This is a genomic window from Imperialibacter roseus, assembly GCF_032999765.1.
Taxonomy (GTDB): domain Bacteria; phylum Bacteroidota; class Bacteroidia; order Cytophagales; family Cyclobacteriaceae; genus Imperialibacter; species Imperialibacter roseus.
The window spans coordinates 5512496-5532875 of sequence record NZ_CP136051.1; the positions used below are offsets into that span (position 1 = coordinate 5512496).

The 20380-nt window shown below is 46.4% G+C and carries 20 protein-coding genes; 9 read left to right on the forward strand and 11 right to left on the reverse strand.

All coding sequences use genetic code 11. The annotated features are described in order from the left end of the window. Positions 1–72: 72 nt before the first annotated feature. Positions 73–606 (forward strand): RNA methyltransferase, encoded by a 534-nt coding sequence (locus RT717_RS23315; protein ID WP_317488749.1) that lies wholly within the window; start codon positions 73–75, stop codon positions 604–606. Here RT717_RS23315 and RT717_RS23320 read toward each other — a convergent pair. The 5 genes from RT717_RS23320 to RT717_RS23340 all read right to left on the reverse strand — a co-directional run bounded on the left by RT717_RS23320 (position 596) and on the right by RT717_RS23340 (position 7895). After that, a complete protein-coding gene (locus RT717_RS23320) occupies positions 596–3040 on the reverse strand; it encodes a TonB-dependent receptor domain-containing protein (RefSeq protein WP_317488750.1) in 2445 nt (814 codons plus the stop codon). The genes RT717_RS23315 and RT717_RS23320 overlap by 11 nt on opposite strands. Next, a complete protein-coding gene (locus RT717_RS23325; RefSeq protein ID WP_317488751.1) occupies positions 3037–4380 on the reverse strand; it encodes an HTTM domain-containing protein in 1344 nt (447 codons plus the stop codon). The genes RT717_RS23320 and RT717_RS23325 overlap by 4 nt, the downstream gene beginning before the upstream one ends. Positions 4381–4383: 3 nt before the next feature. Then, positions 4384–5511, reverse strand: coding sequence for an imelysin family protein (locus tag RT717_RS23330; RefSeq protein WP_317488752.1), 1128 nt, complete (start codon positions 5509–5511; stop codon positions 4384–4386). A 2-nt stretch (positions 5512–5513) separates the two neighbouring features. Then, positions 5514–6665: a DUF4856 domain-containing protein gene (locus RT717_RS23335; protein ID WP_317488753.1), complete on the reverse strand. Its 1152-nt coding sequence runs from the start codon at positions 6663–6665 to the stop codon at positions 5514–5516. A 114-nt stretch (positions 6666–6779) separates the two neighbouring features. Further along, complete coding sequence (locus tag RT717_RS23340; protein WP_317488754.1) at positions 6780–7895, reverse strand: imelysin family protein; 1116 nt, start codon at positions 7893–7895, stop codon at positions 6780–6782. A gap of 211 nt (positions 7896–8106) precedes the next feature. Between RT717_RS23340 and fumC the strand changes: the two genes are divergently transcribed. The 3 genes from fumC (at position 8107) to map (ending at position 11142) form a co-directional block, all read left to right on the forward strand. Next, entirely contained in the window at positions 8107–9507 is a 1401-nt protein-coding gene (gene fumC / locus RT717_RS23345; protein WP_317488755.1) for a class II fumarate hydratase, read from the forward strand. Positions 9508–9582: 75 nt separating this feature from the next. Beyond that, entirely contained in the window at positions 9583–10188 is a 606-nt protein-coding gene (locus RT717_RS23350) for an Ezrin/radixin/moesin family protein (protein WP_317488756.1), read from the forward strand. A 168-nt stretch (positions 10189–10356) separates the two neighbouring features. Continuing rightward, positions 10357–11142, forward strand: coding sequence for a type I methionyl aminopeptidase (map, locus tag RT717_RS23355; RefSeq protein ID WP_317488757.1), 786 nt, complete (start codon positions 10357–10359; stop codon positions 11140–11142). 6 nt (positions 11143–11148) lie between these two features. On the opposite strand, the gene RT717_RS23360 is transcribed toward map, so the two are convergent. Further along, positions 11149–11499, reverse strand: coding sequence for a VOC family protein (locus RT717_RS23360; RefSeq protein ID WP_317488758.1), 351 nt, complete (start codon positions 11497–11499; stop codon positions 11149–11151). After that, positions 11492–11821 carry a hypothetical protein gene (locus tag RT717_RS23365; RefSeq protein WP_317488759.1) on the reverse strand — a complete coding sequence of 110 codons (330 nt, stop codon included), beginning with the start codon at positions 11819–11821 and terminating at the stop codon, positions 11492–11494. Before RT717_RS23365 ends, RT717_RS23360 begins: the two co-directional genes overlap by 8 nt. Positions 11822–12105: 284 nt before the next feature. Here RT717_RS23365 and RT717_RS23370 point away from each other — a divergent pair, with 284 nt between their 5' ends. The 4 genes from RT717_RS23370 (at position 12106) to RT717_RS23385 (ending at position 16804) form a co-directional block, all read left to right on the forward strand. Then, positions 12106–13665 carry a hypothetical protein gene (locus RT717_RS23370; RefSeq protein WP_317488760.1) on the forward strand — a complete coding sequence of 520 codons (1560 nt, stop codon included), beginning with the start codon at positions 12106–12108 and terminating at the stop codon, positions 13663–13665. Positions 13666–13714: 49 nt separating this feature from the next. Further along, on the forward strand, positions 13715–15496 hold the full coding sequence (locus RT717_RS23375; protein WP_317488761.1) for a chloride channel protein: 1782 nt from the start codon (positions 13715–13717) through the stop codon (positions 15494–15496). Between the two features lie 201 nt (positions 15497–15697). Then, on the forward strand, positions 15698–16180 hold the full coding sequence (locus RT717_RS23380; RefSeq protein WP_317488762.1) for a TlpA disulfide reductase family protein: 483 nt from the start codon (positions 15698–15700) through the stop codon (positions 16178–16180). A 12-nt stretch (positions 16181–16192) separates the two neighbouring features. After that, positions 16193–16804 (forward strand): thioredoxin family protein, encoded by a 612-nt coding sequence (locus RT717_RS23385; RefSeq protein WP_317488763.1) that lies wholly within the window; start codon positions 16193–16195, stop codon positions 16802–16804. Positions 16805–16847: 43 nt separating this feature from the next. Here the strand turns inward: RT717_RS23385 and RT717_RS23390 are convergent, their stop codons facing one another. From RT717_RS23390 to RT717_RS23405, 4 genes are all read right to left on the reverse strand, one after another. Then, positions 16848–17513 carry an energy transducer TonB gene (locus RT717_RS23390; protein WP_317488764.1) on the reverse strand — a complete coding sequence of 222 codons (666 nt, stop codon included), beginning with the start codon at positions 17511–17513 and terminating at the stop codon, positions 16848–16850. Between the two features lie 24 nt (positions 17514–17537). Then, positions 17538–17723: a hypothetical protein gene (locus tag RT717_RS23395; protein ID WP_317488765.1), complete on the reverse strand. Its 186-nt coding sequence runs from the start codon at positions 17721–17723 to the stop codon at positions 17538–17540. Beyond that, positions 17720–18280, reverse strand: coding sequence for an RNA polymerase sigma factor (locus tag RT717_RS23400; RefSeq protein WP_317488766.1), 561 nt, complete (start codon positions 18278–18280; stop codon positions 17720–17722). Before RT717_RS23400 ends, RT717_RS23395 begins: the two co-directional genes overlap by 4 nt. Positions 18281–18357: 77 nt before the next feature. Beyond that, positions 18358–19398, reverse strand: coding sequence for an RluA family pseudouridine synthase (locus tag RT717_RS23405; RefSeq protein WP_317488767.1), 1041 nt, complete (start codon positions 19396–19398; stop codon positions 18358–18360). A 39-nt stretch (positions 19399–19437) separates the two neighbouring features. Between RT717_RS23405 and RT717_RS23410 the strand changes: the two genes are divergently transcribed. Continuing rightward, entirely contained in the window at positions 19438–20343 is a 906-nt protein-coding gene (locus RT717_RS23410) for a 1-aminocyclopropane-1-carboxylate deaminase/D-cysteine desulfhydrase (RefSeq protein ID WP_317488768.1), read from the forward strand. Positions 20344–20380 lie beyond the last annotated feature (37 nt).

Consider the following 20380-nt stretch of genomic DNA (forward strand, 5'->3'; position numbering starts at 1 on the left):
GTTCTCTTTCCTGAAAAAGTTTACTTTTGCCGATACGCCGGGGACATCTTTTCCCTGAAAAAATACTTCTTCATGAGAAAAATCAGTAACGACGAACTCAATCGGTTGTCAGTAGATGACTTCAAAACTACTAAAAAATTTCCGATCGCTGTGGTGCTCGACAATGTAAGAAGCATGCACAATGTGGGCGCTGCTTTCAGGACTGCCGACGCCTTTGCGGTGAAAAAAATACTGCTTTGTGGCATCACGGCAACGCCCCCTCACAGAGAGATTCACAAGACGGCCCTGGGGTCAACTGATACTGTTGAATGGAAGTATTTTCCAACAACTACAGAAGCTATCCAATCGCTGAAAAAAGAGGGATATAAAATTTTCGTGGTCGAGCAAACGGACGAAAAAATCTTTCTGCAAGACTTCCAACCAGTCACTGACGAAAAATACGCTTTCGTTTTCGGGCACGAGGTGTTCGGCGTGTCAGAAGAAGCAGTAGCCTTAGCGGATGCAGCCATTGAAATTCCTCAGTTCGGCACCAAGCACTCGCTCAATATCACCGTTAGCCTCGGCGTAGTTGTTTGGGATGTGGTGAGCAAAATGCTCAAAGCTTAATCCCAATCGAAAAGTAAATACTGCGACCATCGGAGGGGATAATACCAGGTCCCGGGTAACCAGCTGCTCGGCGGGTAAAGTACATATTGTCAGTCATGTTGTTTACTCCCGATTCAAAATAGAACCTATTCGGTGCATATCGTGCCGAAAAATCGACGACAAAATAGGCAGGAATAACGCCTTCCACCGCAGTGGGAACAGGGGGGTTACTATCGGCATTGGAAGCGTCGGAAAACTGCTGGGACAGATAGGTATATTGTACCGACAACTGCAGGGGCCCTCCCCGGTAGGTTAACCCTGTACGGTAGCTCACTTTGGGCACCAGCTCCACCTGGTTACCTTCGATTCCAGGCTCGCCACTTCTCAGGTACACTGAGTGGATGATCGCCAGGTTATTGAAGAAGGCAAGCTGCCACCTATCCTGATCGGGGGCTATCAGCCTGTCGATATTCAGTTCGACAAGTGATTCAAGTCCTACAATACCAGCGTCTGCAATGTTGGTGCGGTAACGAAAAGTTCTGTCAATCAGGTTATCGAATCGTGGGTCAGGTTCGGTGCGCAGTACCGTCCCTATTCTATTATTGTAGCCAAGGTAGAAGCCACTTACATCGTAGCTTATCAGTTGGCCCCCCACGCCTCTGGCTCCCACATCCATATTATACCCCGTTTCATCCGTCAGGTTTTCGTCGACTGAGAGCGAGGGATTATTAACCCTGATATCATTGAAGTTAATTGCCCGATAGTTCTGAGAGAAGTTGCCATAGAATTCTATTTGACCAGTTGGCTTGAAGCTTAGTCCAATCCCGCCAAAGAGGAACTTTCTTTCATTGGTCTTATTCTCATACACGGTAGAATCATAAATCACATTTCCGGCAAGGTCTGTTCTTGTGTCCCTGTAATAGCCGTCTGCGCCTGTTCGGATGTGCTCAAGTCGCAAGCCCGGCGTCACACTGAATTTTTCCGAGATGGAGAAAATATTTTCTACAAATGCGGCAGTATTGAAGCTCGGCAAGTCAAAATCTGAGCCCTCCAGTCGTTCTGGGTTCAGGTACCTGAAATCTGCTTCTTTTCCGGCGGGTCCTGCACCCTGCTTTCGCACTGTAAATCCATTGTAAATTCTTCCACCTACGAGTAGCGCCGAATACTGCCTGCCTACTTTATAATTCCAGATCAGGCGGGTTTCGTTACCGAAATTTCGAAAAGAATCGCTTAAAAAGTCCCTGTTTTGCGTCTCATCGTCTGGTCTGTCGATCCGGCCAAGGTTGCCCAGCGCCTCCCGGCCTGCCACGAGTCCGAAAAATCTGGAATTCAACCTCAACGTCGACGTAAACGAATGATTAAGCTGTGCAGACATCAGGTTCCAGTTCACTTTGAACCAATTTCGCTCCCTTTTCGACTGCCTCGGGTCGGCATAAAATTCATTATCAGTAAGGCCGCCGGGTTGTTGGGCCAGATAGTATAAATGGGTATAATCTGCTTCCAGTGAGGTGCTGGCCGACAGTTGGTAAGCCACCCTTCCGTAGGTGGTGGTTGAATTGAAATCTGAATTGCAACGCCAGCATTGGCCTGAAGCAGTGCGGTTATAGGCATAGTAATTCACCTTGCCAACCTGCCCACCAGCCGACAAAAAGCTGTTGTAAAACCCGAGACTATTATAGGTTTGTTCGGTGCTTACGGCCAGTTTTCGATCAACAGGCCCCTTTTTCATGACAAAATTCACCAGTCCACCGAATTGTGTGCCATATTGAAGCGAAGCTGCTCCTCTCACAATCTCTATGCGATCCACTGCCTGAATAGCTGGCGAATAGTAACTTTCCGGGTAGCCGAGAGCGTCCGCTGCTATATCATATCCATTCTGGCGTGTATTAAAATTCGAGTTCCTGTTCGGACTGAGGCCCCTCGTGGCAACCCCTATTTGCAACCCGGCGCAGTCACTTTCCCAAACATTGGCACCAGGAATTCGGCTAAACACCTGCCTCGCATTATTGGCAGACTTATTTGCCACTATCTCCTCCAGCTGGATCACCTCTGTTTTCTTGGCTTCGTAGATGCTGGTTCCTTCCACACCCCTCAGCGTTTTCATGCTGAACATTTCATCTGATGATCCATCGATCACCAATTCATGCAGTTCCTTCTCGAGCTCTTTCAGGCGAAGCACAATGGGTGATATCCCCCGATCATCTAATTTATGCCTCAGTGTTTCGTAACCATAAAGGTAGGCTGTCAGCTCCCCGGTTCCCTTTGGTAATCCTGATAACGAAAAATACCCATCAGCATCTGAGACGACAAACAGCGACGTGCCCTCAACAAAAATTCTCACACCGGGAAGCGACGACCCGGCCATGTCTTCTATTCGGCCTTGCACTGTCTCCTGTGCCACAACAACAGCTGTAGGGAGTAATGCTATTAACACAATCAGAAGGCATTTTTTCATTCGGCAGGGAGTATCCAGGTCTTTGGGGAAAATGATTCTTGTTGGCGCACCAGGTTAACCGTTGGGTCTATCAAAGGCCGGCTGCGTCTTCCATTGAGACTCACGGCACTCTCCGCCCTTATCTCTGGGTCAACCAATCCCTTCCTTTTAAGTTCTTCAGCCAGGAAATGTGCAAACTGTAGGATCATGTCAGGCTGTGTCGCCATCATCTTTTCTTGCTGAGGCGTCAAATACTCGTACGCAGCCACCTGGCCCTTGCGGCCAGAAGCCTGATCGTGCACGTGGAAGGTGACGGTGCCGGCCTTTTCCATCAGCATTACCCGCCAGCTAAATCTGTAACCTTCTTCCCGCCAAAACAATGGCCCCGGGTAAAGAACATATCGCATGGGCATGAGAAGCTGCCAGCTAACAAACAACACCAGGGCCATCCGCCAAGCTCCAACCAGCTCCGGCGAAGACCTGTCTGGCAGCTGGCTGGGCCGTTGTATCGAAAAGAAACCCTCCAGCTTTCCCAGCAACTTTTCATGAAAATCACCCGAAAAATAAATGAGCGTCAGGCCAACCATGATAAATGGGAACATGCCGATCCCTGGAAATAACAGGCAGGTCAGCACATGAAAAACTACGACAAAGCCATAAGCAATTGGGCGGGACTTTGCCGATAGTAGAAAAAACACGATAAGCAGGTCGTACAGAGCTCCGCCCCAGCTTAGCAAATAGGCCGCCCATGGTTCTTCCAAGATGCTTCCGATAAGTGGAAGATTTGACTTGGCTGGTAGCCAGATTTTGAGAGGCTGAGCCTCCAAAAGCCAATCGGCATTGAGCTTGGCCACTCCGGCAAAAAAATATACCACTCCCAATTGAAACTTGAGAAGAAATGGTGCCCAAGAGGGCGTTTGCCCCGAGAAAAGCTTTGGATTGCGGTGGCTGTCAATTGAAAATCGCCGATGAGCAGGCATAAAAATCAGCAAAAAGCTGACCAGAGAAATGGCATAGTAGTGGTTGAGATAATTTGTTTTATCGATGAGTTCTACATAGGTAAACGATAAAAAAAAGACGATAGCCGACAATCGATAGCGCCAGCCCAATGCAATCGTTACTGCCGAGATGAAGATCAGGGCAAAGACGAAGTACATTCCTATTCCCGGCAGGGGTTTGACCCATTCAAACCCATAAAAAGTAAAAAAATACCTGGGCTCAATATACAGTTCGCTGATCCACCCTTTGGCTGCAAATCTGATGGTACTCAGGGCCATTAAGATGCCGAATAGCATTCTGAATATCACCAGAGGCGCAATCGACTCATGGCCGGAAAAAATTGACTGAGCCCTGAACATCATTGTCTAGTCGCCATCGTTGTCCTGATAAGAAATCACAACGCCTAAAATGGATGCCATATCAGTTTTTAGTAAGACCGAAAGCTTTTGAAGCTGCGCAAAAGCTTGCTGGGCCGGTGCCGGATCGATAGAGATGGATGTGGAAAGAGGATCCTCCAGCGCCTGTAGCGAAGCGATAGATGCATCAAATTCCACAAGAATTGCTGCTTCAAGCGATAATTCATTGCTATTACTGCTCACGCTGGAACGAGCTTGCAAATAGTCACTAAATCCCGTTCCCCGCTCACCATTAAAATTCTCCCCAAGAAACAACCTCTTAAAAGTCATTAAATTGGCCACCGCCAATTGTTTCGAATATCCTCCATAATAAGCTTCGGTGGCTTCCGGGATTATAATGCCCAGTGACCTGATTCCTGCGGGAATTCCAATTTTTGCATCACGAGTGTTTCGCTCCAAACTTAGGTTCAATGCATTCACGAGTATTCCCAACGAGCTTCCGGCATCGGCCCCAAGGGCTCCGTCGCTGGTAAATTCCGCCAGATAATTCCCTCCGGATGGATCCCAGGCCGTAAAGACTGCCGCTGCCGATGTGCTAATGGTTTCGGCGACATCCAAAAGATAGGCAGCCCTCCGATCGTCATTTAGGAAATCGTTACCAATCTCCTCATCCGGCTTTTCGCTTCCGTAAAGCAAATACCCCAATGCCGGAAAGCCTTTCGCTGCATTGTTACTCAACAGCTTGAGGTCATAACTACCGCTAAGGATATTGGATTCAATCCTGTTTTTGTCCGTTGGAAATATGTTTAGGTCCGCTACCAGGCCCAGCTGCTCTGCAGGGCCAAACTGGTAGGGGGCACAGTACTGGAACGCCATCCTTGCCTCCAACAATGCATCCCTGGCAGCTTCCAGGTTTGATGGGTTAGGAGTTGCCACAAATGCCTGTATGCTGGCATAAAGTTCGTCAGACCTATCTTTCAGTTCAGCATAAGCCGGGACAATCAAGTTCGTCCCAATATTCACTAAAAAGCTTTTCTGATCGAAGTTGTCATCAACCCTTGGATCGTCATCCTCTCCACACGACCAGATAAACAGGCCCAGCGCAGTTAGCAGACTCCATGTAACTAATTTTTGCATTTTTATAATTGATCTTTCACTGGCTCCAATTCTTCATAAACGAGTACAAGTGTACTTTTTGCTTGATTGAGTCCTGCAATAGTCACGGTCCAAAAATCACCATCAGTTCCAAGGTCTTCGGATAGAATTTTTACGACCTGCGCCTGGGATATCCTTTTATAGGGACTGTACTGCAATGCCTTTACAAATGGATAGCCTTCGGAAAGGTGGTGAAACGCATTGCCAGTATCGCCATTGTTGAAGTCGCTGATCGCCTCGTTGATATAATGCAAGGCGCTGGCGGCAGCCACCAATTCATGGCCTGCATACAAAACAGCCCGCTGTGCGTCACGCACCTGGTAGTCTTTATTGACTATCGCTGTTCGTCCGGTCAGGTAAGCATCCATGAGCAACTTGTTGGTGCCCAGGAAAGGATTCGCCTTGTGGGTATACTCAGCCCAAAATCGGTCTTCGTCGTCTTCAAGCACTACATCTCCCTGAGGAAAATCGAGAGGAACACCAAAGTATCCGAAGGCCTCGTCCCAATGGTGCTCCATGGCAGTATAGTTTGTACCTTCAACCACATTGGTGTTATCAACGCCGTCTCCCACCCGTCCGTCGGTGAGGTACACATTGTATATCTGATGATAAAAACAAGAGCCCATCAATCCCTTTTCGACAAACTGAGAAAACTCCCAGCCTTTTTCATTTACTAATATATACCCTGATCCTCTTGGCAATTTTCCAGGTATTCCCTGTGCCGCCAGCGTACCGTTATCGGCTACGTCAGCACTTACTTCCGCCACCTTTGCGAACATGTCTTTCAAAGCACCCGCCTCTGAAATCAGTGTTTTATCCTCCAATTTCCTTGTCGAACTGTTGAGCGCCTCATCGTCAAAAGGAGCGTTCAGATTTTGAAACATATCCATGATGTGTTCACCACTGATCTTGTCGCCGTTATTTGCTGAAGCGATGTACGCCTTTATCTCAGCTAACATGTTCAATCTGTCAGTCTGCCCACTAAAGTCTACCGTACTCAGCCCATTCCTCTCAAATGCATACGATGCAGGCACTTCAGCAGCCGGCGCCCCGGCATCGTCGTCGTTGTCGCATGCAGCGACCAATACAATTAACGTCAGCGGCCACAACACCCTGAATCTTTCGTATAATCTCATTGTTTCAAATTATTTAGATTAATTATAAACAACGGCAAAATTATCTTTATTTAGATTTAATACAAATAAAGGCGCTGGAAAAAATGCGGGATAATTGTTGGGCAGGAAGGGCCGTTAATATGTAATCTCTACTCTTAAGGCCGGAGCCATTTCTTCCTTGAGCAGATAAGACAAAGCCTTCAATTGATTGTTGAGCTCTTGCACCGCTGGCAGGTTGTTCACTATTTGATCTGAGAGTGGATCGGTCATTAATTGGAGAGTGGTTAAAACCGAGTCCATGCCTGAAGCCAACGCCTCGGACAATTGCTGGTCTGTGCCAGAAAGCCTGGCCCCTTTGATGTTAAGGTATTCATCAAAGCCCAACCCATCTACTCCACTTCTTGAAGTGCCGGTAAAAATCAATTGATATGCTTCGATGCTTGCTTTGAGCAGCTCAAGAGAATAGCCACCATAGTGGCCCTCTGTTGCTTCGGGGGCAGCCAGTCCACCGCTATAGTCGCCTATAGGAATACCAACTTTGGCTTTCGTCACTGCCAGTTCAAGGCTTTTCGCAAGGCCATTGACCAGGTCTGAAACAGAACTTCCTTCCTTCACTCCCAGGGCGTCGTCATCAGTAAAAAAGACGTAATAAACGCCGCCTATGGCCGGATCCCAGGAGCGATAAACCAAATTTGACGACAGCGAAATCTGGTCGGCAACTCCCAGCATATACCCATTTAGGGCAGTCTTTTTTTCGATTGTGGCAAGCAACTTTTCATCCGTGATAGATTTATTATTAAGAAGGTAGTCTAAGGTAGCAAAGCCTTTAGCGTGGCTGTTTTCCGGAAGATTCAAGTCAATGCTAGTACTTTTCAGGTTTGCCTCTATTTGAGTCGTGTTGGCTGGAAACGAATTCAGGTCAGCCTTCAGGCCACGCAGTTCTGAGGGGCCGAATTCAAACGGCAGGCAATACTGCCATGACAACCAGGCATCTTTCAGGCTTTGCCTTGCCACAAGTAAGTTGTTCTTGCCGGGCTGTTCGACTAAGCGAGTCAGGGCAGTGTCCAGGGCCATGTTCTTTTCAGTCAGGTCTTTGTAAGACGGAATGATCAAATTCTTCCCAATATTTTCAACAAACCCCTTCTGGTCAAAAAACCTAAAAAGTGATGGGTCAGGGCCTCTTTCATGGCACGATACGCCGGAGATCAAAAAAAACATTCCCAAAAAATAGACCTTTATTTTACTCTTCATTGACTGCTCATTATATACTGTTGACTCTATTCCGGGAGAGAACGTTGCAAGTTATTTTACTCTTGCCAAAAATCTATTCGCAAAGCGCAAAAACCTGAAAGCGATTCTCTTTGCATCTCTTGCCACATGTAATAGAATAGCCGTAAGAAAATTAGGTGTCAATTCGGCTTGGTTTTTACTAATTTAGCCGTGAGAATTAACCAACAGTACAATGAGTATAAGAATAGAGAAAGATACAATGGGCCCGGTGGAGGTGCCCGCTGAAAAATATTGGGGCGCTCAGACACAACGATCAAGAGACAATTTCAAAATCGGCGGAGACAGCGCCCGTATGCCTATTGAAATAATCAGGGCGTTTGCCGTACTCAAAAAAGCTGCTGCCCAGGCCAACAACGAGCTTGGGGTATTGCCAAAAGACAAGCTGGAGCTCATTTCCAAGGCTTGTGACGAGGTGCTGGAAGGGAAATTAGACGATCAGTTTCCGCTGGTGATCTGGCAAACCGGCTCAGGCACCCAGTCGAACATGAATGTGAATGAAGTGGTGGCCAACAGGGCCCACGTTATAAACGGCGGCAAGCTGCTCGATGAAAAGAAAATCATCCACCCCAACGACGACGTCAACAAGTCACAGTCGTCTAACGACACCTTCCCCACCGCCATGCACATTGCCGGTTACAAAATGGTGGTTGAAGTGACGATCCCCAAAGTTCAGAAGCTTCGTGATACACTCGCTGCCAAGGCGGCCACCTTTAAAGATGTGGTAAAAATTGGCCGGACGCATTTTATGGATGCTACCCCGCTCACGCTGGGCCAGGAGTTTTCTGGCTATGTGTCGCAGCTGGATCATGCACTCAAGGCACTGAAAAACACCCTCCCTCATTTATCAGAGCTGGCCCTAGGTGGCACTGCTGTAGGTACAGGCCTCAACACACCAAAAGGATACGACGTGTTGGTGGCGAAAAAAATCGCTGCTATATCAGGTCACCCCTTTGTTACAGCCGAAAACAAGTTCGAGTCGCTGGCTGCTCACGATGCCATCGTTGAATCGTCGGGCGCACTCAAGCAGCTGGCTGTGAGCCTGATGAAAATTGCCAACGACATCCGGATGCTTTCCTCAGGCCCCCGCAGTGGTATAGGGGAAATCCTCATCCCTGAAAACGAACCTGGTTCGTCCATCATGCCTGGCAAAGTGAATCCTACTCAGTGTGAAGCACTGACGATGGTATGCGCTCAAGCCATTGGTAACGACTCAGCCATTACCGTGGGAGGCATGAACGGCCATTTTGAACTGAATGTATTCAAGCCGGTTATGATTGCGAATTTTCTTCAATCAGCCCGCCTTTTAGGCGACGCCTGCGAGTCTTTCAACGACCATTGCGCCATTGGCATCGAGCCTAATCATCCTGAAATAAAAGACAAGCTGGAAAAGTCATTAATGCTCGTAACAGCGCTGAATACGCATATCGGATATGAAAATGCAGCTAAAATCGCCAAGAAGGCGCACAAGGAAGGAACCACCCTCCGGCAGGCCGCTATTGAGCTAGGACTTCTTACCAATGAACAATTCGATGAGTGGGTAGTGCCTAAAAATATGGTTGGCAGCTTGAAATAGTGCAAATTGAAATTTGACATTATCAAACATATTTTTGTACATTGCTAACGAGTTATATTAAAATTTCAATTTAAGATGAAAAAACTCTTCAAATTTTTACCAATTATCTTTGGTCTTGCTGTAGCGCTGCCTACTCAGGCACAGATGTCGAAGAAAGAAAAAAAGGAATGGAAGAAAAGGACTAAGTCCCTGGAGCCAGAACAATATAAAACCCTATTAGAGGAAAACCAGTCGCTGAAGAGCCAGGTAAGTACATTAAAGAATCAAACAGCTGACTTTGACAGCAAACTGGCCGACAAAGATTCTCAGATCAGCGAGTATCAGGAAACGATCAGCTCTCTTCGCTCCGACTTGTCAGCAACCAGAAAGCAACTTCAGGATGCCAATGCTGCACCTGCAAAGCCAGCCGGCATCAACGCCAATGTTGGTGTTGTCTTCAAAGTACAGGTGGGTGCCTTCAAAAACAAGGATCTCACCAAGTTTGCCAAAGACAATGAGAACTTCAGTGCGGAAACAGATGGTGACGTGAACAAGTACACACTGGGCGTTTTCAAAGACTACTATGAAGCTGATGCTTTCAAAAAGTATCTCAGGGAAATGGGCGTGAAGGATGCCTGGATTGTCTCTTTCAAAGATGGACAAAGAGTGCCTATCAAAGATGTGCTGGAAGGCATTATATAAAAAATTCTACTTAACTGAAAGGGCGGCTACAAGGTCGCCTTTTTTGTTTTCCCCTGGCACAAGGAGTAGAGCTACCTTTTGAGGATTATTTAGCTTATCTTTGTGGTCTTTTTGAAAGGCAGGCCCTGGTGCCGGGCCGATATTGATTACTGAGAGATTCTGATTTATATGATTCAATACAAGACCGCAGAGGAAATTGAGCTAATGAGAATAAGTGCCCAGCTGGTTTCACGCACACTGGGTATGCTGGCAAAAGAAGTACAACCGGGTGTCACGCCTCTGCATCTCGACAAACTTGCTGAAGAATTTATCAGAGATCATAAAGCTATTCCGGGGTTTCTTGGTCTTTATGATTTTCCCAACTCCTTGTGTATGTCGCTCAACGAGCAGGTTGTGCACGGCATTCCTTCGGGCAAGCCACTCGCAGAGGGCGATATCATCTCAATTGACTGCGGGGTGCTGAAAAATGGCTACTATGGAGACCAGGCCTATACTTTTATGGTGGGAGAGGTGTCAGACGAGATTAAAAAGCTTCTTAGGGTGACCAAAGAATGCCTCGCATTGGGCATTGAGCAGGCCACTTCCTCCAACAGAATTGGTGACATTAGTTTTGCTATTCAAGCGCATGCCGAAGCCAATGGTTACGGCGTGGTGAGGGAGCTTGTAGGGCATGGCCTGGGCAAGAAAATGCATGAATCTCCCGAAGTACCCAATTACGGAAGAAGAGGGAGTGGTCCAAAAATCAAAGAAGGTCTCGTAATAGCCATCGAACCCATGATCAACATGGGCACAAGAAGGGTAAAGCAACTCCGGGACGGCTGGACAATTATTACTGCCGACAACAGGCCTTCGGCCCATTACGAGCATGATGTAGCCATTGTTGATGGCAAGCCAGATGTACTTACCACCTTTGATTTCGTGGAAGAAGCGCTCGGCGTACTCCAGAGCAACTAGTATCTTCTACCAAAGCCCCGGGGGCACAATCTCAATCACATGCCCATCGGGGTCTTCAAAGTAGAAAGAGTAAATTTCTTCCTTCCACTTCTGCTCGTGCGTTATTTCGACACCCTTTTTTAGCAGTGCAGCCTTCCACCTGTCATACGTCGACGCCGGCACTTCAAATGCTATGTGTTGCTTGCCTTCAGCATAATGTGGCGGCAGCACCTTTTCATTTCGTGTGGCCGATGCATCGAAACAGAGCAACACTGTGTCTCCGACGTCAAAAAAAACATGACGGCCGGGCACCATTGCAATGACCGGCAGGCTCAGGCATTCGTGGTAGAACTTCCGGGTAGCCTCAAGGTCAGACACATATAGACATGTTTCTTTTATCCTTGTTATCTTCATTTAAATCTATCTCTTGAAAAAACTCGCTAAAGAGTTTACGTTCAATAAGTTTGGTCTGTTCGCCGTTTCCCCATTTCACAGAAATTTCGTACATTCCATTATACTTCCTTCCCTGGTAAACCGAACCCTGTTCATATCCGTTTAAACCAACAAATGGTTTTGGCGCCTTAACGCACTCAAATCTAATTTTAAATTTATCAACCAACGCCGTGCTATTTATTTTGGGGGGCAAATATAGGCTTATCTCTAGTTTTGCTGTTACATTTCTTACAATAATTGTTAACATTTATTTTTTGTACTTTTCCAATATGCTGTTTCTCTATTCCGTGTGTTCAAGTCATCCGATAGTTGGCAGAAATCCATGCTGGGGTTCTCGCTCTCCCGTTTACCAAACGCTCTGTAAATTAATTCTTAGCATAAAACCCTTGAATCCGTTATAATTTATTTAATTTAATCTCTAGAAGGCTTTATCCTACGACTGTTTTGCTGTTTTGGGGTAAAATTCGGCACTTGAATCAGTATACTCTATTGTTTTCACAAATTGTACTCTTTACGTATTAGCACATTATAATGGAAGAACTAGTTAAGCTCATTGAAATTGCAAAAAAGAAAGGTCAGCGAAGCATACAGCTCGTTAACCAGAATTTTCGAAAGAAGGAAATCTCAAAAGACAATCAACTTTATGAGGGGATTATAACAGGAGAGTTTCTCAACGATGATGATGCAGCCACGAAAATGTTTGACACTGATCCTGGCAACAGAAATTACAGAAACGCCAAGACAAAGCTAAAACAGCGGCTTCTCAATCATCTTTACTTTCTGGATTACGACAAGGACATCTACACGTTGCACAACAAGATGTCCTACGAATGTCTTCATACGCTACATCAAACGAAGATTCTTTTCATGGAAGGATCTTCAGAAATCGGCATTCGGCTTATCCCCCAATTAATAAGGGCTACAACCGAGTTTGAATTCCATGAGATAAAAATCGAGGCACTCATTATTCTGAGGAACGAATATGCGCACATGGGAAAGCTGACTCCCTACCTTGAAACTCAGGCCGAAATTGATGTTGTAACGAACACACTCAAAATAACCCGGCAGTGCGAGGAGCTTTACTTTAGCACCCTGGTAAACATTAATAAATCGGTAAGTGCGCAGCAGCGGGTTATTGATGCTATTCCGAAGACAATCAAGCAAATAGATGAGGCTGCTAAACAGCTCAAAAGCAATCGACTGGACGTGTTGTCGTACAAGCTAAAGTTACTTTACAACCAGCTTACCTGGAAGTTCAAAGAGAACCTCACCATTTGTACAGACATAGAGAAAAAGTACCTCAACAAGCACAACCATGAGGTGGAGGTCGATTTGAGCAAAAATCAGATTTCTCTGATCAAAATCTATTGCTACTACAATACAGGCGACGTCGAGAACGGAAAGGCGTATGCCACCAAGGCGCTTAGCCTCTTCAAAAACGGCAGCCCTGAGTGGTTTGACTTCATGGAGTACTACTTCCTGCTGCTAATGAAAGGGGAGATGTACAAAGACGCCGGAAAAGCCTTCAGAGCCATCAGAACCAACAAGAACTACGTGCATCTTGACGAGGTGGACAAAGATCGCTGGTTGATTTACAGAGCCTTCCTTGTTTTCGTAAACGACGAAAAGCTACTCAAATGGGGCTTTGACCTTGAGGAGTTCCTCAACAAGGTGCCTGACTACTCTAAGGACATGAATAACTACGCCGTGGGCACACTGGTTATTCAATTCCTATATCTGTTGAGAGATGCGGAAGTTATCAAGCTCAAAGCAGTGCTTCAGGAGCTTGAGAAATACAATTCCGAGCATTTGGACAAGAGAACAAACTACCGGAACAGCATCTTCATCAGGCTGATCTCCATGGTAACTGAAAATGAGTTTAGTCACGACGCCATCAAAGACCGGGGCAAGGTATACTTCTCGAAACTGAAGAGAACAAAAATCCCTTGTGAGATCAAGGTAGACCTGGAAGTAATTCCTTATGAAATCCTTTGGAGTTACATCCTAAAGATTTTGTCGAGCAATAAGTTTTATGTACACTATCGTTTCTACGACATTCACTTTAAGCAGATGGCCGAACAAGCGAAGTAACTGATATCGAAGGTCGACATCTCTTATATTTTGTAGTACATTTGACGATATGAGAGGAAATGATGTGCTTCTGAAATTTCTCATTTGGAGGCTCAGAAACATCAGCGATAAGAACTTCATTCTGATCCTGGCTGGGATTGTCGGGGCCATTGCAGGCATTGCTGCTGTGGTGTTGAAGAGCAGCGTCCACTTCATTCAACGAATGCTGGAGAGAAATTTTTATCTGTATGATATCAATTTCTCCTATCTGGTGTATCCGTTGATTGGTATTGTGATCACGCTGATCATTTCCAAATACGTCCTCAAAGAGAAGCTCGGCCACGGTATCACCCACGTCCTCTACTCGATATCCAAAAATTCGAGTATCATCAAGAGGTCGAAAATGTACTCCCGCATGATCACCAGTGCCATCACTGTTGGCTTTGGTGGTTCTGTGGGGCTGGAGGCCCCTATAGTGGTCACAGGCTCGGCCATTGGCTCCAATATTGCCCAGCTTGTTCATCTTAACTACAAAAAGAGAACGCTTTTAATAGGTTGTGGAACAGCTGGTGCCATCTCGGCTATATTCAACTCACCTGTTGCTGGCGTTATATTCGCCATCGAGGTAATCCTGGCCGATGTCACCATTTCATTGTTTATTCCGATTTTGATTGCCTCGGTAACCGGCTCCCTTGTGTCAAAAGCGTTGTTGGGAAACGACATCCTTTTCTCATTTCAGCTAAAAGATTCCTTTGCGGCGGCCGATACCCCCTATTATATTTTGCTTGGTGTAGCATGCGGTTTAGTCTCCTTATACTTTACCCGGCTCACCTATTTTGTTGAAGGGAAGCTGTCCCGAATAAACAATGACTTTAACAGGGCCCTTATGGGTGGTGCTGCCCTTGCGCTCATCATTCTCATTCTTCCCCCAATTTATGGTGAAGGCTATGAAACCATTAAGTCGCTTCTCAATGGAAACGAAGATGAAGTGCTTCAGCGGAGCTTATTTTATGGCCTCAGGGAGAACGGGCTTATCATCATCTTCTTCTTGTTTGCAGTCATGCTCCTCAAGCCAATCGCATCTGCCACCACCATTGGCGCTGGTGGCAGCGGTGGTATCTTCGCTCCCTCCCTCTTCCTGGGTGGCGTTACTGGCTACTTTTACGCCCGCACCATCACGCAGGTATTTCCATTTACCAACCTGAGTTTGAGCAATTTTACGCTGGTGGGCATGTGTGGCGTTATGAGCGGCGTGTTGCATGCCCCGCTTACGGCCATCTTCCTTATTGCCGAAATCACAAGCGGCTATACGTTGTTCGTTCCATTGATGCTGGTTTCCGCTATATCGTATAGCACTATTTCCTATTTCGAAAAATATTCCATTTACACCAAGCACCTTGTGGAAAAGGGCGACCTCATCCCCAACGACAAAGACAGGCTCGTACTTAGCCAGATACTGCTTGAGAAAATAGTGGAAACTGATCTTTTAACCATTCATCCAAATGCCACACTGGATGACCTGGTGAAGTTGGTCAGGAAGTCGAGGCGCAATATCTTCCCTGTTGTGAATGACCTGGGTGAGCTGGAAGGAATCATCACTTTGGACGATGTGAGAGAGATCATGTTCAACGAAGAGGCCCGAAAAAGCATTATTGTGAGAACCTGGATGACAGCGCCTCCGGCATTTGTCTCTTCTAATGAAAAAATGCAAAGCGTGATGAACAAGTTCGAAATTTCGCAGGCCTGGAATCTTCCGGTTATCGACAACGGGAAGTACATCGGCTTCGTCTCTAAATCCAGTATTTTCAGCGCCTACCGCAGCAAACTCATCCGTCAAAACCAGGAAGAGTAACCGTATTTGTGGAAAACGGGCGAACTTATCCACGAGGTTTCCATTCGGAGTACTTTTATATTCTATTGATAATCAAACTCTTGTGGAAAGGGCAGCGAGCGGATGTGGATAACTCTTACTAAATGTGGATATCTGTGGGGTTAAGATCCACATCGCTTCGTTGACAAAAACATTACTGACGTATAATTCGTAAATTGTGGTATGCCACGCTCAGTACTTTTGTTATTTTTTCTATTCGGTGCCAGTGCTACCATTGCGCAAGATGTAGAGGTAATAAAGTATCCGCAGCTGGGGGCTATTATCAATGCCAAAGAGGATGGTATCAAAGTCATTAACTTTTGGGCTACCTGGTGTAAACCGTGCGTAGAAGAAATAGGCTATTTTGAAGCTGCTGACAGTCAATTCAGAGACAAAGGGGTTTCTGTTATTCTGGTCAGCTTTGACTTCGGCAAGGATGTTGAAAAGAAAGTACAAAAGTTCATTGATAAAAATGACCTTCACTCAAGAGTGCTTTTGCTAGACGAAACCGATTATAATTCGTTTATAGATAAAGTCTCTCCTTCGTGGTCGGGGGCCATTCCGGCGACACTCATTGTGAACTCAAAAACCGGCAAAAAACAGTTCTATGAAAAGACGTTTAAAGAAGGGGAACTGTCTGAGGTTATTGAAGCTTTTATAAACTAAACCCTGCTTACTATGAAAAAGACAATCAGTTTGCTAGTGTTGCTGGCCATTGTTCAGATCAGTGCCGCACCTTTTGATGGGGGATACGAGGTAGGAGATATAGCCAGGGACTTTCAGCTTAAAAATGTGGACGGTGCCTCAGTAAGCCTGTCAGACTACAAAGAGGCTAAAGGCTTTATTGTGGTTTTTACTTGTAACACCTGCCCCTATGCCAAGCTGTACGAGCAAAGGATCATTGCTCTTGACAAAAAATACAAGGGAGATGGCTATCCGGTCATTGCCATTCAGCCCAACAACGGCTCGCTGTCGCCCGGCGATTCGTTTGAAGCGATGCAGGCCAACAGCAAAACGAAAGGCTTTAGCTTCCCTTACCTGCTTGATGAAACCCAGGAAATAGCCCGTGCTTATGGTGCTGCCCGAACGCCTCATGTTTTTTTGCTGAATAAAAAAAGTGGCAAGCTTAGGGTCGCTTATATCGGCGCCATCGACAACAACCACCAGGACTCGGATAAGGCTGACAAGAAGTATGTAGAAGATGCCGTAGATGCGCTGATTTCCAGCAAGAAAGTTCCTGTAACGCTTACCAAAGCCATTGGCTGTACAATTAAATGGAGCGGCACCTGACCTTAATGAGAAAGGCTGGGATCGCCAGCCCTTCTCATGTACTTTAATGAAGCTTGTAAATAATCGGCAGCACCATCCTCACTTTGACGGGCCGCCCGCCCTGCCTGCCTGGCTTCCACGCAGGTGCTTTGGAAAGCACCCTCAGCGACTCGCTATCGAAGTCTTCGTTGATGCCCTTAATCACCTTTAAGTCCGTCAGGTTGCCCTGCTCATCTACAATGAACTGCACATAGACCTTGCCCTGAATATCGTTTCTGATGCCGCTTTTTGGGTACCTGATATTCTTTCCCAGGAATGCCATGAAATCAGCCATGCCGCCTACTGGATCGGGCATTACCTCGGCATAGTCTACAAACTCCGGGGCTACTTCTACTGGGAGTGGCTCTTCCAAAAATGGTATGTCACCGATCTCTTCGGCCTTTTCCATATCAATAATTACTGGGGGTTCGTCTAGTTCCTCGTTATTTGGTACTTCAATTATCTCTGGCATAACAATCTTGGGCTTTGGGGGCTCCGGAATTTTTGTCAGCGGTGCTTCGTCAACCACAATGAACTTATCCACAAATTCTTCTGGCGCTATCGGCGGCTCATACGCTGTGCGCCACTCAAAAGCCGTGACTACCAGCGCCAGGGCTACCATAAATCCAATCGACAGGTGCAGGCCGTATCGGCGCTGTACATCTGCCCGGGGGTTTTTCTTTGCTTCCATTTTTGTAGTGTTTAAAGTTTACGGTTATCGAAATAGAAAAAAGAGTGCTACGCTTACTGCCACCAGAAATAGTAAATAGAACAATCTGGTCATCACCTGTTTGATCCGTTCCTTCTTGTACCGACGGCTCAGCTGGTCGAAGTTTTTGTACCTCGACGTCCGCTTTTCCTGAAAAGCTCCCCTCCGTATCCGTATATCGTACTTCTTCATTGCCCCGACACCTTTTCTTTTAACTTTTGCAACGCCCTGTAATACCTCATCTTCACTGTGCTCTCATTCTTTTCGAGGATGAAAGCGATCTCATAAAATGCCTTCCCTTCAAAAAACTTGAGGTCCAGAATGGCCACTTCGTCCTCATCGAGCAGGTCGATAAGGCTGATCACTTTTTCAGCCTCCATTTTTACATCTACCTCGTTCTGCAGAATCTCTCTCAGGTTGGTCTCATCAATGCTGATCACCATCCGCTTCTTTGTTCGCTGATAGTGGGCCAGCACCTCGTTTCTGGCTATTTTCATCAGGTAGGCCTGATAGGGCACACCATTGTACTGAAACCTTTTTATTGCCAGCATGGCCTTGAGAAACACTTCTGAAACAAGGTCGGCTGCCAACTCATCGTCGTCCGTTTTGCGCAAGACAAATCGGAAAATCGAGTCGTATTGCTGGTTATAAATCTTGCCGAAATGGTCAATATTTTTCTTCGAAAGAAGGAGGAGCTCTTCTTCGTTGTAGTCCGATCGTGCGTTTTCTATGTGAGTCTCCTCTTTCAAAAGAACCAACTTTCCTATTAAAATCAGGAGATCAGCAGAAAAGTCACAATAGAAGCAGAAAAAGTTTTAGTGGGGGTCTAATTATACTGTAGGTAGTGCTCCCATTTGTCGATTACAGAAGTGAAATCTTCCGGCAAATCGGATTCAAATTGCACAAACTCTTTGGTGGCAGGGTGTATGAACCCCAGCGACTTGGCATGTAAGGCCTGTCGGGGTATCAGCTTGAAGCAGTTGTCCACAAATTGCTTGTACTTGGTGAAAATGGTGCCTTTCACTACCCTGTCACCTCCATAGGTAGCGTCGTTGAATATCGGGTGCCCGATGTACTTCATATGTGCCCTGATCTGGTGAGTGCGGCCCGTTTCCAGGTTGCACTTGATCAGCGCTACATACCTCAAATCCTTCAGCATCTCATAATGCGTGACAGCATTTCTGCCGAAGTCACCATCGGGGAAGGCTGTTGTAACCCGGCGGTCTTTCAGGCTTCTTCCGAGAAAGACATCAACAGTACCTTTTTCCTGCTCAGGCACGCCCCACACCAGGGCATAGTATGTGCGTTCGATAGAGTGGTCGAAAAACTGTTTGGCCAGAGAGTTCATGGCAAGCTCTGTTTTGGCAATTACCAGCAGTCCACTGGTATCTTTATCGATTCTATGCACCAAGCCTGGCCGCCCTTCGTTGCCTTTCATTTCCGGAAGCTGCTGAAAGTGGTAGGTAAGGGCATTTACAAGTGTGCCTGACCAGTTATTAAACGCCGGATGAACCACCATGCCAGCGGGCTTATTAACCACAAGCAGGTGCTCATCTTCATACACAATATTAAGTGGAATGTTTTCGGGCACCACTTCAGTGTCTCTGGGAGGCTCAGGCAGTGAAACCGTGATCACGTCATCCGGGTGAATCTTATAGTTTGGCTTTACAGCCTTTTCATTTACCTGAACAAACTCATCCCGAATGGCATCTTGTACTCTGTTGCGGGTAGTATTGGGAAGCCTGTCAGTCAAGTACTTATCTATTCGCACAGGGCTCTGCTTTTTATCCACCACAATCCTGTGGTGTTCAAAAAGCTCACCTTCTTCATCCAAAAAATCTTCTCCCAAATCAATTTCTTCGCTCATGGTGCAAAAATACACAGAAGTTCTGCCAATTTTGAATCAATGATTTATCCAGCAGCGCAGCCTGTTCCCGAGATTGAAATTAAGGCACCTTTTATTGAAAAGGCTGGCGTACAACTCATTGTACGAAGAGAAGACTTAAACCATCCTCACATTTCGGGAAATAAGTACTGGAAACTAAAATATAACCTTCTGGAAGCCGACAAACTCGGCCACCACACATTGCTGACCTTCGGTGGGGCGTTCTCTAACCACATCGCCGCTACTGCAGCCGCTTGCAAGGCCGTTGGGCTGAAGTCGATTGGTGTCATCAGAGGCGAGGATGCCGACCTGACCAACCCCACCCTGGCGCAAGCGGTCAAAAATGGAATGGTCATACACCGGATATCAAGAGCCAAATACAGAGAGAAGGAATTTGCTTCATTTGCCGATGAAATGAGGATGCTATTCAGTGATTTCTTTCTCATTCCCGAGGGTGGCACCAACGACCTGGCTATAAAAGGAACGGCGGAGATGGTCAGTCGAATAGATACTCAGTATGACTATCTGGCTTTACCGGTGGGAACGGGTGGCACGATGGCTGGATGCATAGACTGCCTGAGGGGACAGGGGCAAATACTTGGCTTCTCAGCGTTGAAAGGCAATTTCCTTACCGAAGAAATAATAGCGCTGCAACAGCAATACAGCCTAAGCGCTTTTGGCAATTGGGACATGATAAACCACTATCATTTTGGTGGATATGGAAAGGTCAAAGATGATTTGATTGTGTTTATGAAGGCCTTCGAAGACCAATATGCCATCCCTTTAGAGCCCGTCTACACTGGGAAAATGATGTTTGGCCTGCTTGAGATGATTAAAAATGCTTACTTTCGTAAAGGCTCTGTCATTTATACAATTCATACCGGCGGGCTACAGGGCAGGGCCGGTTTTAGGAGAATACCTGCGTAAAGGAACAACATGCGTTTCTGCGTGACGACTTCTTCAG